Origin of the sequence: Paenibacillus jiangxiensis, from assembly GCF_046098255.1 — a bacterium.
GTDB classification, from domain to species: domain Bacteria; phylum Bacillota; class Bacilli; order Paenibacillales; family Paenibacillaceae; genus Paenibacillus; species Paenibacillus jiagnxiensis.
This window is the reverse complement of sequence record NZ_JBJURI010000019.1, coordinates 29088-45691: the sequence shown is the minus strand read 5'-3', so window position 1 is coordinate 45691 and position 16604 is coordinate 29088. Positions and strand designations below refer to the sequence as shown.

Sequence of the window (16604 nt, the reverse complement as noted above, 5' to 3'; positions counted from 1 at the left end):
TTTCATTGCACATCATCCCAACTGAAGAGTTCCTCTTCTTGCATATCCCGGTTCGCTGTACGTCCAATCAACGAATAATAATGCTTCGGTGCCAGCCCTGTACCCGGACGCTTCACCGTTAAGTCTGACGGTTCCAGTACTTTGCCCGCCATGATCTTGCACGCTGCTACGACACTTTTACGCGCCACCGCCCGTGTGTTAGCCTCGGACGGCATACAACGCTTCACTCCATCTCCCCAAGCCCGCTCCAGGCGTCTCAGCGAGCTCACCAGATGTGCCAATTCCTGCGGCTCCAGTGATGCCTTATGATCCGGACCAGGCAGTGTACGATCCAGCGTAAAATGCTTCTCTATCACTTGTGCACCAAATGCAGCAGCTGCGAGAGAAATCTCGATTCCTTCCGTATGATCGGAGTAGCCCGTCGTCCGCTCAAAGGTCTGCTGCAAAGTTTGAATCGCAGCAAGATTCACATCCTCCAGTGGAGCCGGGTAGTCTGATGTGCAATGCAACAGGACGACCGGGCAGTCCGACAGCGCATCTAGCGATTCCTGGATTTCCGCCAGATCTGCCATTCCTGTCGAGAGCAGTACCGGACGGCGATAGCGATTCAACTGATGCAGAAAGGGGATATTATTCATATCCCCCGATCCAATCTTGAACGCTTCAACACCAATCGAGTCGAGAAATTCAGCACTCTGCTCATCAAAAGGTGTCGACAGAAAGTCGATCCCCTTCTGCGCACAGTAGTTTTTCAGTTCCACAAAATCTTCAAAACGGAGCTCCAATTTTTTTAGCATCTCCAATTGACTCTCGGTCGAAGCCGTGTTCTCTGTCTGATATTCTGCCTTCTGTGCTTGGCGCGTCACTAGCCTTTCACTCACAAACGTCTGGAACTTCACAGCATCTGCGCCGGCCCCTACCGCCTGGTCTATGCAAGCCAATGCCCGCTGCAGCGATCCATTATGATTAACCCCGACCTCCGCTATCACATACACCGAATGCGCCTGAGTCCAGTCAGGATTTGTAGGTGCAAATAAACGTGTGATACTCATCGGCTACTCTCTCCATTTCTCATTTGTATTGCTGCAGAACCCACTCTGCCAAGCGAAAATCCCAAAGTGTATCGATATCAACAGAACGTTCAGCAGGCATGATAAATCCTTGATTGGACGAACCCACGATCTCCCCATGTTCCATCAGAAGATCGCGTTTCATCAGATAGATGGCTCCATTCAGTTCATAAAGTTCTGTTAGATCCTGACGTCGTGCATGGGATTCTGCCTCGAGGTAAGGGCTCAGTTGCCTCGCATCACTCCGTTTGCGCAGGAGATACGGATGGGTTCGTGCGGGAGCGATACTCTGCAAGGAATCTGCGCCACTATAAACGAATTGTTTCATAGCCTCTCGGATATCCGTAGCTGTGCGAAGCGGGGAAGTTGGCTGCAACAGCAAGATGTAATCGTAATGCTGCCCGTTCTCCTCATAATACTGAACCGCATGACGAAGGACATCAATGCTCTTCGCTTCATCCGTAGCCAGCTCAGCCGGACGTAAAAAAGGAACCTCGGCACCAGCATCCCTCGCAATATTCGCCGTCGCTTCATCATCAGTCGATACGACCACTTGCGTGACACAACCGCTCTCTGCCGCTGCTTCGATCGAATATACAATTAGTGGTTTCCCGTTCAACGGACGGATATTTTTCCCCGGCAACCCTTTCGATCCGCTTCGTGCGGGAATCACGGCAAGACACGTCAGTTTGTCTTCAATGATAGAGAGTGCACTCATCAGCGTACCCTCACTGTTCTTCGGCCCAAAGTGCCGAAAGCCAGGTTATTCATTTCAAGCATTTCTCTTAGCGGCTCCTTGTGCAGCTGCGGAGCAGTATGAGAAGAATACTCCTGATGGGGGGCTGGCAGAAACCCCTCATAGTACGGTCGATCGGTATCAAACACCGTCGGGATAATATACATCGTCTCGTTCTCAACGGCACGTTCCGACTCATCCAACGTCATCAATTCTTCATAGAGTTTCTCCCCTGGACGGGCACCTATCTCTTCGATCTGTCCGGAGTATCTCAATCCTGTCTCCTGTTCATAAGATTCGATCAGACATTCCGCCAAGTCCGTAATTTTGAGAATCGGCATTTTCAGCACGAACACCTCGCCGCCCTTTGCGTATTTCGCAGCATTCAATACCAGCTCAGCGGCCTGAGGAATTGACATCATAAAGCGTGTCATCTCACGATGAGTTACTGTTACCGGCTGCCCATGCTGAATCTGATCACGGAAAAGAGGGATGACCGAACCTCGCGATCCCATCACATTGCCAAAACGAACACAAGCAAAAATGGTAGACTTGCTGCCTTTATAAAAATTAGCAGCAGATATCAAGCGCTCTGATAGCAGCTTCGTAGCGCCCATCGTGTTGGTCGGATTCACGACTTTATCAGTACTAATCGAGATGACTTTCTTTACGTTATTCTCCAACGCAGCCTCAATCAGGTTCTGCACGCCGATGACATTCGTCTTGACCGCTTCCATCGGGTTGTACTCACATGCAGGCACATGCTTAAGCGCAGCAGCATGGAAAATGTAATCCACTTCCTCCATCGCATAGCTGAGACGCTGCTTGTCACGAATATCCCCAATCAGATAACGAATATTCGAATATTCCTTCAATTCATGCTGTATATTGAACTGCTTGCTTTCATCCCGACTGTAGATTCGAATTGCCTTGGGATTGTAGGCCAGTACTTGCCGAACAATCTCGCTTCCGATCGATCCTGTGCCACCAGTAACAAGTACAATCTTATCTGTAAACATAGTAACCCTCCGGCTTAAACCCTTTGTAGAATTATGGTGTTCCAAAAAGTCAGGTGTTTATTATTGAAAGCGTGTTATCTATTCTTTTCAGACTTTCCCCAAGTAGTTCATCCAGATTGGGCAGCTGCTCTTCCAATTCATTTAGAAGCTGGCCGAGATAATCTCGCAGATAACCAGCTTTGGAGATGATATTTTGTTCCACTACAATCGTAGGAAGCTTCTGATCAAAGCGGGCTAGCTGCAATGGAATTAAAGATTCAAAAATAGGTGCGAACCACTCCCGATTTGCGATTTTACCCCATTGCTCTTCAATATCAAAAATAACATTGTGGCACTTTAGCGGTTTCGTTCTGCTTAATCCCTCAATCAAATTCACCATTTTTCGAACAGCTCTAATTTCATTCTTCACTTCGAGCAAATCCCATTTTACATACTCTACTCTATCTTTCACCTTTTGGATTTGATCTCGGTTCAAATCTATTGGGTTTAACGACATCCACTGTTCGATGAGATCCTTTTCGATAACCTCACTCTGGACTTCTTCATAGATACGATCTATAGGACGAAAAGGAGCGCCTTCAATTACAGCCCCATGTCGAGTGGAATTATAAAATTGAATCTGCCCATTATGTTTAATTAGTGCTTCTATCGATTCTTTCATCGACATAAAGCTTGCATCGGTAGCATTCATACCACCCTGCACATTTTCGACTTGCTTGATCGCTTTTTGCAGCATTTCCGCTTTAGAATCCTCAGAGAAATGCTCCACTCCATCGCTATATACCTTTTGTCCCGGAAAAGATAAATCCTGACCCGCAAATACCACTCTGGTTGCTCCTAGAATGATGGCAGCTTGGATAGCAGTTCCGGCCACAGAAGGTGTAGGAAGCATGAACAGGCTCCCCCTATTAACCTGCAGAAAATATTGCGAAATTTGGTCATTTTCCATAATACTGAATATTTTATTTTCTTTTTTTTGCTCTGAAATTCCATAATACGATGAAGATGTAAAAAGCAATGTAGGCTCTAATGCCGCGCTATTCGAGAAAATTCGACTATTCACTTCATGCCCATCCATAATAACACACAAATGTGGCTTAATCTGATGCTTTATCAATGCCTGCACACTTGATCCAGCAGCAACGATAATTGCATGTTCTGACATTTTTCTGATCCATTCTATATCCTCTGTCAACGAAGGTCCCGACGATACTATAATCGCTGTTGAATCTTTAAATGCATTATACATTCGTTCAATGGAATGGCATGTAAAAGATTCAGGCAAATGGTAGAGATAGTTTTGAGTCCATTCGTTTCTGAAGCGATTCTCGATAAATTTGTTGGAATGGAAATCATTTTTGTAGGTAATAAACTTTTCCTTTATATCCTGAAGTACACTCATTTTATTTTCCAAAAAACCACGCAAACCAATAAAAGCAAGTTTTTCCTGCATGTAGCTGCTCAGTAAATGAAACAGTGTCTTCAACTGGTCTTCGCCAACAGCAATCCAGTATAAATTGGACTGCTCCAATAAAAAGCTAATATCATAATGCGTCAACACTTCATAAAATAAAGCTTCGTCAGGTTCATATATAAATAACCAACGATCCGGAAACTGCTCTAATAAGTCTGCAATGCTCACCCCATGCCCAAAGCCGTATACAAAAACGATTTTCGATCCCTCGATGATCTCATGTACCGCTTGAAGCCATTCTTCATCTCTTTCAACCCGTTCATACATAACTTGCCTTAGTGACTGTGACTCTTCAACCGTACTCATATTTTTAAATTTTTCAATTATATGAGGAAATCTTTCCTTCAAAACATTCAGGTTAGCTTGATTCATAATCCTCCACCTATCTGTTTAGCTCTCATATGAGTTATATCGGCCTTTCATTGTAAAAAATGAAGTTAAATAGCAAAAGCATCGGTCTATGACCGATGCTTTTGCTATTCATTAATTGCGATAGTCAATAAACGACCCGCCTATTGTATAGGAACGCTGGTAGGCACTTTGTTGGGAACGGATGTTACCACGCCGCTCTAACCATTCAGCAGCTTCCTGCTTAATCTCCTGCATTCGTTCCACAATGACCTTTTCATTATGCAGCATCTCTTGAATGCGCCTTCTAAGATCATCCGTTATTGCCGATTGGAAAGGTTCCATCTGTTTGACAATCTCGTCTCGCTGCTCTACAAATTCAATTAATTGATTCTCATCCAGCTCTTTAACGTGAGCTATAATTCTTTGACCTAACTGTACATACTTTGCGATCAGATTCTCCAATTGCTGGTGATCTGTCATAAGGCAAAGCCTGCACCTAGTGATTTACTGGCTTCTACCCAAGCTTCCCGCAGCTCTTTCAAGTGCTCCAATACTTCTAGAGCCGGCTCCGCTTTCTTTTGCACGTTTGCTTCAATTAATAAGCGCAGCATATATTCATAGATTGCAACCAGGTTCTGAGCTATAGGATAGTCAAAGTTAAGAGAGGATATCAATTCGTGAACTATGGCCTGTGCCTTCACCAAATTCCGGTTGACAAGCTCATAATTCTTCTGCTCAATTCCCTCGATACCAGCCTGCACAAAACGAATAGCCCCATCGTATAGCATAATTAACAATTTGGGTTTTGAGGCGGTCTGAGCCTGAGTTTGCTGGTATTTCTGGTACGGAGAATTAATCAAGGCGGCACCCTCCTATTACATATTAGACAGAGCAGATGATGTGCTATTATACTTATTAATAGCCGTTTCCATAGCTGCAAACTTCTTGTAATAATTTGCTTCTTTTATATTTAGTTTAGAGGTCATATCGGTAATGCTAATATCCAACAATCTGAGCTGTTCTCCCATACTACTGGTGGCATTAAATGAACTGGTAAGTTCAGTGCTAACTTTAGAGGTTCCAGCTGTAGTCGCCAAAGAATCCAATGCTTTATTGCTTATCTTCCGCAAGCGCGAAAATAATCCGTCAGATTCATCGTAGTCATTCTTAACATATGATGTGGAGTAATTTTTACCAAGTAAATCACTTACGATATCCGGATTCTCCTCAATAGCCGACCTTAATTTATCTGTATCAAGAATCAGCTTTCCTCTTGTCTCATATGTCCCCGTAGTGATTCCGATATTCGTTAAATTAATTTCATCAGTTGTTTTCGATCCAATGGTGATAGAGCTATCCAATTTAACGGATTGAACCATGGCTGTCCGCATATCTGAGATTGCTCCAGTGAGGATGCTGTCACGCTTGAGCATCCCGCTCTTCGCTTTTTCTTCCCATAATTTGATTTCATTCTCAGACATATCACTCTTTTGATCGGCGGTCAACGGTGCATATTTCGAATACCGCTCTTCGTTTACTTTTCCGTTTAAGAAGGACATTAGTTCATTGTACGAATCCACAAAAGATTGAACCGTCTCAACGATCTTATCAACATCTTTAGTTACTTCTACCCGGGTTGTCTGGCCGTTGCTCAAAGAATTAAGCGTGATATCCACACCATTAACCGTAAATGTATTAGAAGATTTACTAACCGCCAAGCCGTTGATATTTACGGTCGCATCATTACCTCCGGATAGCTGAGCATTCAGCTTTAAACCATTCGTAAAGATGTCCCCGCTAAGCGTGATATTATTTGAGGCGGCTCCGGTCGTTTTGCTTGTAATAGAGACGTTTCCTGTATTCGAGTCATAAATAGCGGTAACTCCGGCTTTGGTATTGGAGTTTATTTTTTTCACGAAGGAATCCAGCGTTTCTGTTTCGGCATCAATTTCAATATCCGCTCCATTAATCTGAACTTTCACCTTTCCGGAGCCTGAAATACCTGAGTCCGTAATATCAGATAGAAGCACTTTACCCCAATCCGTTTCCGCCCCAGTCTTTGTGGGCGCTGTAGAGGATTTGGTAGAAGCTGCTTTCGCCAATTGCGTAACTTCAATCTCCATATTTCCTGCGGCAGCAGTAGTTGCTTTTGCCGTAACTGCTGTAGTATTTCCGCTAACATTCGATTTCTGGGCGTTTAGCGCAGATAATTTACTGAAAGTATCATTAATTTTGGTTTGTGCAAATGTAACAAATTTCACACTTGTTTCACGATAGCTGTCACGTTTCCACTCCAGCAATTGTTTTTTCTGATTAAGCTTATCCAGTGGAGCCTTCTCTGCGGTCATCAACTTTTTTACTACTGCATCGATGTCCATTCCTGAAGCTAATCCTGTAATCCTGGTAGTTGCCAATTACATTTCCCCCTTTTGGCTATACTTTCTTGTCTACTATAAGACCTGCAAATTCCATCATCTTAGCGGCTACGTCCAGCAATTTTTCCGGTGGGACCTCGCGAATAACCTCTCCTGTGCCTTTATTCAACACCTTAATCATTACAGAATGTGTCTCTTTGTGGATAGAAAATTCGAGCGTTCTCTGCGGCCCTTGAATCGCTTGAATAGCCCTATTCAGCTCTTCAATCTTCTTTTCTTGAGCTTCAGCAGAATTCATATGTGAAGTCATGCTTACAGAGAGTGAAGAGGTTATTTCAGACGAAATGTTCGTCGCTTTCAGGTCTCCTGCTGATGAAACAGGAGCATGCGGGATCACATTCTTCGTTAGTGGCACTGCAGCTTTTAACAGATCCATCAAAGTCCTCCATTCACATGTGGGAATCTTAATCCTCTCTTGAAACTCACTACTTTATATATCGGCACTGTTCCTGGAAACTTTTATGCTTGGGCAACAAAAAAAGTCCTGTATCAAAATACAGGACTTTAAGAATGAAGAACAAATTAACGAAGCAAGGACAGAACGCCTTGTGGAGCCGAGTTTGCTTGAGACAGCATGGATTGGGAAGCTTGCAGCAGAATATTGTTCTTGGACAGAGCAACCATTTCTTTAGCCATGTCTGTATCACGAATACGGGATTCGGAAGCAGTCAGGTTCTCAACAGTGGTTCCCAAGTTGTTGGAAGTATACTCCAGACGGTTTTGTACAGCACCAATCTTAGCACGCTGTTTTGCTACGGACTCAATTGCTTTAGTTGCACTAGCCAGGGTAACGTTAGACTTCAGACCTTTGAAGTCCGTAGTCGTCAGACCGCTGATCGTGATTTGAAACTTATTATCGTCAGCCTGAATCTTGATGCTGGAAGTAATTTTGATTCCGTTGAAGTTAGTGTTGGAAGTAATCGCATCAATTTGCGCACCCAGTTGACCAAGCTCCATTTTGATGTTTGACTTATCACTAGCTTGATATGTCTCGTTAGAGGATTGAACCAACAGCTCTTTCATACGAGTCAGCATCGCAGATACTTCGTTCATTGCACCCTCAGCAGTTTGAGCGAAGGAAATACCGTCTTGCACGTTACGTTGAGCTTGTTCCAGACCGCGGATTTGACCGCGCATTTTTTCGGAGATGGAGAGACCGGCAGCATCGTCAGCTGCACGGTTGATACGCAAACCGGAAGACAGCTTCTCCATATTTTTGCTAGCAGCTGCGTTGTTCAGACCCATATTGCGGTGTGTATTAAGTGCAGGCAAGTTGTGATTGATAATCATTGAAAGTTTCCTCCCTGAAATGGTATATGTCCCACATCCATGTGGTATCAGCGTCTTCACAGGTCGGCCGCCCTGAAGAATTATCGCTCTAAATTATATATCGACTGCCTCGATAAGTTTTTTTATAGCTCAAGCTGATTTTTTAATTTTATTTTCGTTTTTATAGGCACCAGTTTTTGGAGTTATTCTTCTTCATTATTAGTACCCCGTATAGCATCAAGGCCATCCATATGAAGTATTGCATTTTGAATAGCTTGCAAGTCCATTACGGCATCCTGGTTGTTCTGCTGAATGGCCTCAAAGATTTCCCTTCTGTAAATATCGATATCCTTTGGGGCCGAAATCCCGATTTTCACATTCTCCCCTTCGACAGACAGTACCGTGATGACAATGTTATTTTGAATAACAATGGACTCGCCTTTCTTCCGCGATAGTACGAGCATCAGCCTTCACCGTCCTTCCTGTCTGATCCTGCCGTATTCCATAAGGGATGCTTCGTTGTATAAGATGTATTTTGGAGTATAATCTGCTTTCCGGCGTGCTTCTCAGTATTAAAAATTATTGGAGCCAACAGATTAACAGTAGTAAGCGACCGCTGGCTGTGCCATGTTACAATACAACGGACAGCTACTTGACTCTCATCTTGAATGCTCAGCTCTTCTGTAATCTCCCCGGACAGTTCAAACTCGTAGTCGGCATGAAAATCAAACGGATTGACCGTAATAAAAGATACGGCTGGCTGGTCAACCGCGCTTAATAAGCTAAATATTTCATTATGTTCCTGCAAATAAAATTCATGCAGTTCTTCAAAGCCGGGCAAGCCCTTTGGAAAGTGAAAAATATCAGATTTGACGCTGGCAGCTTGTTTTGTATCCTGTGTAGGGGTCACTTTATGGTTCCTCCTTTGATTAGCAAAAAAGCTACGGACTTTCTGTCCGCAGCTAAACTATACCCATAAAATAGCTGGTACTAACTCATAAAATCCATAAGTGTGGGCTGCATGATTTGTGCCGACGACTTTAAAGCTGCCTGATATATAGTCTGGGCAGATGTGGCCTGGATCATCAGGCTAGCGATATCTGCATCTTCTGTTTTGGATTGCAGTGTCGTGAGGTTCAGGTTCCGGTCGTCTAGACGGGACTGAACCAGTTCAATCCGGTTGGTACGTGCTCCCACCTCGGAAAGACCAGCTTGCATTTTTACGGATCTGGATTCAATTTTGTCGGATTGTGCACCAATATCCTCGTAATCGCCTCTTGTTAAAGCATCCGTTAGGTCATCCATGATTTTAAAAATATTGTCATCTTCAGTCGCAGTCCCGAAGAAATCGCTGCCTGATGTGTTCACCTGAAATTTGGACTGGTCCCCGACCGCATATTCTACCGGGTTGGTGTCCGGTGTGATCTGGGAATATTCAGTGACGGTTGCAGAAAGTTCGTATGGAGGCTGATCATAATTTTGCCCGTTAAAAATGTACTTGCCCCGGATTTGGCTGTTGCCGATATTCGTCATCTGCTCTTTCAACTCTTCAACTTCAAGCTTGATCGCATCCAGGCCGGACTGAGGAACCGTGCCGCTCGAAGCTTGCACTGTAAGCTCCTTCAAACGCTTCATAACATCAGATGCCTGCTGCATAGTGGAATCCGTAAAATCCAGCCAGCTCAGGGCCGCATCCGAGTTTGTCTGGAACTGCTCGTTTGAAGCCAGCTCGGCACGATAACGAAGCGCATAGGTCACACCTACCGGGTCATCGGAAGGCTTGTTCAGCTTGCGGCCGGTCGAAATCTGGTTTTCCATTTTGCTCATGTTACTGTAATTGCGGTTCAGGTTGCTGAGCGTTTGCATTGTGGTCATCCCTTGCGTTACACGAATAGGCATGTCCTACCTCCTATGCTAAAAAAGCTAATTAAAGACCTACACGGCCTGTGCTGTTAATCAGTTTATCCAGCAGCTGATCGAATGTGGTCATGAATCGGGAAGCCGCGCTGTAGGCATGCTGAAATTTGATCAGGTTGGTCATTTCCTCATCCAGCGACACTCCGCTGACCGATTGACGGTTCAGATCCACCTGGTCGGTGAGGAGCTGTCCATTTTTAGCCTGCCTGTCCGCCTCTTCCGTTTGAACTCCGAGCTGCCCCACAATGGCACTGAAAAAGTCGTCCGTTGTTGTCGGCTTGGACATGGAAGTCCCGAAATCAAACGGAACACTTTTCAGGTTCGCCATAGCCAGCGCCAGACCATTATTGCCGACCACTACGGCTTCATCTGTTGTTCCTGTATCATTCACACGCAGGGAAGAAGCAATCTTATTCGGGTCGCTTTGAATATCCGGATTTAGCGTGATATTACCGGCTGTAATTGGACCTCCATCCGTGGAAGTGAAGAAGAGACCGCCCTTCTGCGGTGTCGTACCACTCAGTGTATAACCCAGTTGATGCAATCCATTGATCCCTGCCACAGTCACCTTCAAATCCGCCGTAAGCGTTCTGTTCCCGTTAGCATTGGAATAGGTTACAGGTGCTCCGTCAGGGCCTGTATTCAACACCGTTCCCTCAGGAAGCACGGTTCCAGCCGGCAAGGTAATTTCTATATTTCCATTTGCCAGCGTGTTGGCCAACTGGTTCATCTGCGCCTTGTAATCCACCACATATTTGTCGCGGGACATGAACATACCGTAAATTTCTCCGCCTGTCAGCGTGCCGCCGTCATAAGCAGCTTTAAGCGTATCGGCTGTAGGCGCTGTCACCTGCGTTCCCGTTACAGCAATCTGTCCTGCAACAGTAATCTGATACCCGGTATCCAGTTGGGTCACTGTCACATTAGCCAGCTTGGAAAGCTGGTCCACCGCATAATCACGCTGGTCATACAGATCGTTAGGGTTATCCCCCAGCCCTTCCAGCTTGGTGATGTTGCCATTTAAATCCGCAATGGTTTGCAGAAGGGAATTCACTTCCGTAGTTTTCAGGGCAATGTTGCTGGTCAGGTCACTGGACAGCGCGTTTAATTGCTTATCAACCTGGTTCATAGCATCGGTTAATGCCAACGTAGTTTCTTTTACAATTTTACGGTTGGTCACATCCTGAGGGTCCTGGCTCAAATCGGACCATGCATTCCAGAAGTTGTCCAGTACCTTTCGGATTCCCGTATCAGAAGGTTCATTCATAATGGTTTCAAGCTTATCTAAAGTGTCATACCGGATGCTCCATGCACCAAGAGAGGTATTCTCGTTACGGTACTGATTATCCAGAAATGATTGTCTGACCCGTTCTATCGCGTTGAATTGAACCCCGGTTCCCAGCTGGCCGCGAACCACCGAGCGGTTCATTCCGATGGCTTCCATCGGCTCGGACGCTTGCATTTTGACTACTTGTCGTGTGTAACCGGCTGTGTTGGCATTAGCTATGTTATGTCCTGTTGTATTTAATGCAGCCGTTTGGGTGTTTAAGCTCCTCTTGGATGTTTCTATCCCATGAAAAGTTGAGGCCATATCGTTTTCCTCCAGTCAGGCACGTGTATCAAAAAGGCCGAGGCGTCCGCCGGGAACCTGCTTCTCGGCCGGATGCTTATAGGTCACTTCTGATTCCGAGTAATAGGACATGCTTTCAATAGAAAAATCAATGTAAGAAATAGCTTGCTGTATAAGCTGCTGATTGAGATCATTCAGCTCCTTCAGCTCCTTTAAGGTAGATCCGAGCACGGACTGGATCTGAAGCAGCTTCTGCTTATCTTCCTGATCAAAAACGAGTCGTGATAATTCTCTGATCGTAAGATTCAACCTCGACTTAATGCCGCGGTCCTGCAGGAATAAATGAACATGCTCTACCCGCTCCTGTTCAAGCTGTTCAATCCTTTTGGACACTTTGGATTCCCGTGTCATCACAGCAATTAATGGGTCCACTTGGTTTTTGATCAGAGCCTCTTTCTTCTCAAGGCCCAGCTCAATTAACTGCAGATGTGCCTCGTTTAACCGTTCAAGTGTTCCGAGCAGCTGTGTTAATGGCATCTGCATTCACCTAGTTATCAGCGTTCTGCTTGAAGAACGGCATCAGCTTCTCGGCAATTTTGTCTGCATCCACTTTGTAGGTGCCTGAAGCGACTTGCTGCTTCAATTCCTGAATTTTTTTGGCACGGTCCGTGTTGCTGCTGCGCTGCAGCATTTCCATGGCCTCTGCGGAGAAGCTTACTTCGTCCTTGCGCGGGCTTTTCTTCTGGCTTTCCTGAATATTGGATTCAATATTGCGTTGATATGGATTAATGGCGCCGATGCGGTTGGGCTCGTTAATTTTCATAACCTTAACCTCCACCTTCCTTGTGTTTCAGAATACTAATTTATCAAGAAAATTGAAAAAACCGATAAGCTCTAATTAAGATTATCGGCGGTTTACAAATCATTTTGAATAGCGTGAAGTGTTTTTAATTCCACTGTACTAGAAAGTTCGCTTCTTGTCGATAGCGCTATAGGTAGACGAGCCCATGTTGTTACCATGGTCCCGTTCGTTCTCGTTGCGTGCCGCCTCCGACAGTTCCTTCGTAAGTCGCGTTCTGCAGGAATCGCACATGTGTCCATCACGAATCAGAGTTCCGCACACTTCGCACGGATACATCATGTTGGGCGCATTTGCAATGGAAATACGTCCTTCGCGGATAAATTTGGTGATTTGTTTGATGCTCACTTCCGTGGCCGCAGACAGCTCCTGAATGTTGGCACCCTTGTTCTCACGCAGGTACTGCACACATATTTCATATTCTCTCTCAATATCTTTAATACAATTTTGGCATAATTCCCGGATATTAATCACATACAGCTTGCCGCAGCGAGGACAGTTGTCGATATTCATCCCGCTCATAGCTCCTCTCATTTCCGACACACGCAACTCTAGTACTTCTAGATTACATGATATTCGGGTGATTCGTCTAGTGGGGCTTTACCGTTCTCAGCGTATTTTTGCGTGAACGTGCATTTTTCTTCCCTTACGTAAATATATCGGCAATCCGCTGCAGCAATTTTAATCACCAGTAATTTGGACCTTGCCCTGGTAAGCTCATAAGCTGCATCAGGACCTTGCCCAGGTAAGACCATAAACATCGATGTTCAGCCCAATTGCCCCGGCTTCGCCGCACAGCACACGGCTGCACGCCTCCAGCGTGCTCCCTGTTGTGTAAATATCATCAACCAGCAGAACGCGCAGCGGCTCGTTTGCCGTTAGAGTACCCTTGCGACGCTCCATCGCTTTCAGCAGCTGGACCCGGATACCGGGAAAGGCTGAGAAGGCGGACTTCATGGATTCATTTCGCTCGCTGCGGGATTTAAAGCTTTGTTTGCCGGTATCCCGGTTCCTGACAAGCAGCGGACAAAAGGAAACATGACTACTCGCAGCCAGGAGCACAGCCAGTCTCTCCGCCTGGTTAAAACCGCGCTCCGCCAATCTTGCCTCACTTACCGGCACACAGGTAATCAGATCGGCCTGCCACCGCTCTACCTTGCGCTCATTCCGTTTCTTGCTGAAGGTACGGGAGAAGCCTGCGGCTGCAAGGTGAGGGGAACGGGTTCGGACCGTAAGCTCTGTCTGCATTGCCTTATAAGCCCTGTCCAGCATAGCAGCCAGTAAAGGCTCATAGGCTTCTTCTCCTCTATATTTGTACCAAGAAATCCATTCCTTCATCTCGGCGGTATAGGCAACAGCACTGCGGTTGCAGACAAATGCCCTGGTCGCCCGGCCAAGCCGGGAACAATCCGGACAGCCGACCGGGCGGCCGCAACAGGTGCAGCGGATTCTGCCGATCCAGGGAATACGCTGTGCGCATCGGTTACATATTCCGAGCAACCCCGAGTTTAATACAGCACGGCTCCCACAGGTAAGACAATGTTCGACCGGGGGCTTGAGCAGTTCTTGCAACTGGCGAGCAAGAGACGTCAAAGACAAAGTCATTTTCATACCTCCTTTTAAAATTACGGACACCCATACCGCTTCGCGACACCACTGATGAATGAATATTTTGTCGCTAAGCCACTTGAATTTTCAGGACAGAAAAAAGCAACAGCATAGTCTCACCTTAAGTAACCAAGTTTTGATGCCAGCCTATTCATGGTACGGATATGAGCGATCGCCTGTTTTTGCCCTTTGGTCCATTCAGGTGAGACAAAAACAACCTTCCCCTTGGGATCATCCTTGGACCGCCCTGCCCGGCCAGCCATCTGTACCAGCGAGGCCTCATCGAACAATGAGTCATTGGCATCCATGATATAAACATCGCTCCGGGGAACTGTGACTCCACGCTCCAATATCGTCGTTGTAACCAGCAGCCGGATCTCCGTGTTCCGGAAGCTGCTGACTTTGGCGCTCCGCTCTGGGTCCTGGGAGGAGGTGCCTGCTACCTTGATCTGCGGGAAGCAGCTGGCCAGCATCTGTACCAACGGATCAATCTGTGAAATACGAGTCACAAACAAAAACACCTGCGCGCCTCGATCAAGGGATTCGTGAAGTCTGGAGAGCAGGGAGGAAGGAAGCTTCCGCTGCTGCAGGCAGCGGCTTACGGATGCCCCTACGAGTCTGACCGGAACAGGCAGCGGGTGACGGTGAAAGCGTACCGGTACCCTGACATGGGCCAGCTTGCCCTGCTTGGCTTCCCGCTGCAGCGCGGGAGGCGGCGTTGCCGACAGGTAAATAAATTTGCCCTCCGGAAGACATGCCTGCTCAGCCGCATATGCAAGCATGGGATCATTGTGATAGGGAAACGCATCGAGTTCATCGATGATAACGAGGTCAAAGGCCTGATGGAACCTTAACAATTGATGCGTTGTGGCCAGTGTCAGCTGTCCTTTTTTCCAGCGCTCTGGGCTGCCTCCATACAAGAGAGCCAAGTTAATATCGGGAAAAGCTTTGGACAGCCGGGGCGCAAGCTCCAGTACGACATCGCGGCGCGGGGATGCCACAAGTGCGCTCCCTCCCCGGCGGATTACATCATCCAGCAGCGGGAAGATCATCTCTGTCTTGCCGGCGCCCGTTACGGCCCAGAGCAGGAAGCGGCGGTTGGCATGAGGGCGATGCCCGGAGCCCGCTGTTTCTCCCGGCGGCCTGCCGACGCCGGGACGGTGCAGCCGCTGCAGCCACGTGGGCGCAGCGGAGCCTGCGGCCGCGCCCGCAGCCGGCGCGGCCAGAAAGCGCAGCGCCGCCTCGGCGGCGGCCCGCTGCGCCGGGCTGAGCCCCCACCGCTCCAGCGTGGGGGCGGGCACACCGCCGGCCTGGCTGCGCAAGGCCGGCCCGGCCGCTGCTGCTGCATGGAGCAGCAGCGAACAGGCACGGCTGCGCCCCAGCGCGAGGCAGGCCTCGCAGTAGGCGCAGCCCGCCAGCCCGCACGAGGCGCATGCCGTGCGGGCCTTGGCTGCGCTGCCGCAGCGCAGGCAGCGCAGCTCTTGCCGCCGCGCGCTTCGCGAGCGCGGCGCAGTCAGGCCGGCGGCAAAGCCGAGCCGGCCCTGGAGGTGTGCAAGCTGCGCGGGGGCGCGCCAGCTTGCGGTTAACGCTGGCGCTGCCTCCGTCAGCAGCGCCTCCAGCTCGGGTACGAGCAGCTTCCGGCCGGCCAGCAGCCCGGCAAGCTCGTCCGCCCCTCGCTGCAGCTTCTCGCGGACCGGCTCTCCGCTTCCGCTTTCCCCCTTCCCATCGAAGCCTGGACTGTCATTCCGGCCATCTGCCCTCTTCAACAGCCTTGCTCCTTCCAGCACGGGCTCGCGGCCGGAGGATCGCTCGGCCGTGAGCTCCTCGCGCAGCTGGGCAGCAACATACTTCACCCATCCTCGCAGCGTCCAGGAATCCATCTCCGGCAGGCTGCGAAAGCCCTCGCACAGCTTAAACGCCCACGGAAGCGGATATGCTGCACCCAGCAGAATCATCTCCGCCTCTTCGTCAGATCCTCCTTCCCTCTGCCTGGCTTCTCTCCACATGCGATCTACCCCCAGATCCAGAGATAGGTTTATCTCCCAGCCTTTACGACCACGCAGCACATAAACAGCCACCTTCATGCTTCCGCCCCTTTCCACATTTTTAACGCACAAAAAAAAGCACACACCGGCCCGCAGGCATCGGCGTGTGCTTCACGCATTTTCAGCAAAATTAAGGTTTATAATATGAATCATTAAGCAGCTAACTTTTTCAACAACTAAATTATTTTTATTATACACATGTTCCGCTTCCCAAATCCAGCACATTTCCCCTGGAAACTCAGCTGATACTA

General features: G+C 47.7%; 18 protein-coding genes. All 18 read right to left on the bottom strand.

Annotated features, from left to right (window positions below; genetic code table 11):
- Positions 1 to 2: 2 nt before the first annotated feature.
- The gene (gene neuB / locus ACI1P2_RS18250) at positions 3 to 1052 is read right to left on the bottom strand and encodes an N-acetylneuraminate synthase (protein ID WP_355321286.1); all 1050 of its coding nucleotides are present in this window, start codon (positions 1050 to 1052) and stop codon (positions 3 to 5) included.
- A gap of 19 nt (positions 1053 to 1071) precedes the next feature.
- Entirely contained in the window at positions 1072 to 1788 is a 717-nt protein-coding gene (locus tag ACI1P2_RS18245; protein ID WP_355321285.1) for an acylneuraminate cytidylyltransferase family protein, read from the bottom strand.
- Positions 1788 to 2825 carry a UDP-N-acetylglucosamine 4,6-dehydratase family protein gene (locus tag ACI1P2_RS18240; RefSeq protein ID WP_355321284.1) on the bottom strand — a complete coding sequence of 346 codons (1038 nt, stop codon included), beginning with the start codon at positions 2823 to 2825 and terminating at the stop codon, positions 1788 to 1790. Before ACI1P2_RS18240 ends, ACI1P2_RS18245 begins: the two co-directional genes overlap by 1 nt.
- Positions 2826 to 2874: 49 nt before the next feature.
- Complete coding sequence (locus ACI1P2_RS18235) at positions 2875 to 4671, bottom strand: motility associated factor glycosyltransferase family protein (RefSeq protein ID WP_355321283.1); 1797 nt, start codon at positions 4669 to 4671, stop codon at positions 2875 to 2877.
- Positions 4672 to 4782: 111 nt separating this feature from the next.
- Positions 4783 to 5130 carry a hypothetical protein gene (locus ACI1P2_RS18230; RefSeq protein ID WP_355321282.1) on the bottom strand — a complete coding sequence of 116 codons (348 nt, stop codon included), beginning with the start codon at positions 5128 to 5130 and terminating at the stop codon, positions 4783 to 4785.
- The gene (gene fliS / locus ACI1P2_RS18225; RefSeq protein WP_355321281.1) at positions 5127 to 5510 is read right to left on the bottom strand and encodes a flagellar export chaperone FliS; all 384 of its coding nucleotides are present in this window, start codon (positions 5508 to 5510) and stop codon (positions 5127 to 5129) included. Before fliS ends, ACI1P2_RS18230 begins: the two co-directional genes overlap by 4 nt.
- 15 nt (positions 5511 to 5525) lie before the next feature.
- A complete protein-coding gene (gene fliD / locus ACI1P2_RS18220) occupies positions 5526 to 7064 on the bottom strand; it encodes a flagellar filament capping protein FliD (protein ID WP_355321280.1) in 1539 nt (512 codons plus the stop codon).
- A 19-nt stretch (positions 7065 to 7083) separates the two neighbouring features.
- The gene (locus ACI1P2_RS18215) at positions 7084 to 7461 is read right to left on the bottom strand and encodes a flagellar protein FlaG (protein WP_355321279.1); all 378 of its coding nucleotides are present in this window, start codon (positions 7459 to 7461) and stop codon (positions 7084 to 7086) included.
- 146 nt (positions 7462 to 7607) lie between these two features.
- Positions 7608 to 8375, bottom strand: coding sequence for a flagellin N-terminal helical domain-containing protein (locus ACI1P2_RS18210; protein ID WP_355321278.1), 768 nt, complete (start codon positions 8373 to 8375; stop codon positions 7608 to 7610).
- Positions 8376 to 8557: 182 nt separating this feature from the next.
- Positions 8558 to 8818, bottom strand: a complete 261-nt coding sequence (gene csrA / locus ACI1P2_RS18205; RefSeq protein WP_355321277.1) for a carbon storage regulator CsrA — start codon at positions 8816 to 8818, stop codon at positions 8558 to 8560.
- Positions 8818 to 9264 (bottom strand): flagellar assembly protein FliW, encoded by a 447-nt coding sequence (locus ACI1P2_RS18200; RefSeq protein ID WP_355321276.1) that lies wholly within the window; start codon positions 9262 to 9264, stop codon positions 8818 to 8820. The genes csrA and ACI1P2_RS18200 overlap by 1 nt, the downstream gene beginning before the upstream one ends.
- An 80-nt stretch (positions 9265 to 9344) precedes the next feature.
- On the bottom strand, positions 9345 to 10253 hold the full coding sequence (gene flgL, locus ACI1P2_RS18195) for a flagellar hook-associated protein FlgL (protein WP_355321275.1): 909 nt from the start codon (positions 10251 to 10253) through the stop codon (positions 9345 to 9347).
- Positions 10254 to 10281: 28 nt separating this feature from the next.
- A complete protein-coding gene (gene flgK / locus ACI1P2_RS18190; protein WP_355321274.1) occupies positions 10282 to 11862 on the bottom strand; it encodes a flagellar hook-associated protein FlgK in 1581 nt (526 codons plus the stop codon).
- Positions 11863 to 11877: 15 nt separating this feature from the next.
- A complete protein-coding gene (locus ACI1P2_RS18185) occupies positions 11878 to 12378 on the bottom strand; it encodes a flagellar protein FlgN (protein WP_355321273.1) in 501 nt (166 codons plus the stop codon).
- Positions 12379 to 12388: 10 nt separating this feature from the next.
- Positions 12389 to 12664 (bottom strand): flagellar biosynthesis anti-sigma factor FlgM, encoded by a 276-nt coding sequence (gene flgM / locus ACI1P2_RS18180; RefSeq protein WP_355321272.1) that lies wholly within the window; start codon positions 12662 to 12664, stop codon positions 12389 to 12391.
- Between the two features lie 138 nt (positions 12665 to 12802).
- Positions 12803 to 13213, bottom strand: a complete 411-nt coding sequence (locus ACI1P2_RS18175) for a TIGR03826 family flagellar region protein (protein ID WP_355321271.1) — start codon at positions 13211 to 13213, stop codon at positions 12803 to 12805.
- Positions 13214 to 13429: 216 nt separating this feature from the next.
- Positions 13430 to 14305, bottom strand: a complete 876-nt coding sequence (locus tag ACI1P2_RS18170) for a ComF family protein (protein WP_355321270.1) — start codon at positions 14303 to 14305, stop codon at positions 13430 to 13432.
- 119 nt (positions 14306 to 14424) lie between these two features.
- Positions 14425 to 16392, bottom strand: a complete 1968-nt coding sequence (locus ACI1P2_RS18165; RefSeq protein ID WP_355321269.1) for a DEAD/DEAH box helicase — start codon at positions 16390 to 16392, stop codon at positions 14425 to 14427.
- Positions 16393 to 16604: the final 212 nt, after the last annotated feature.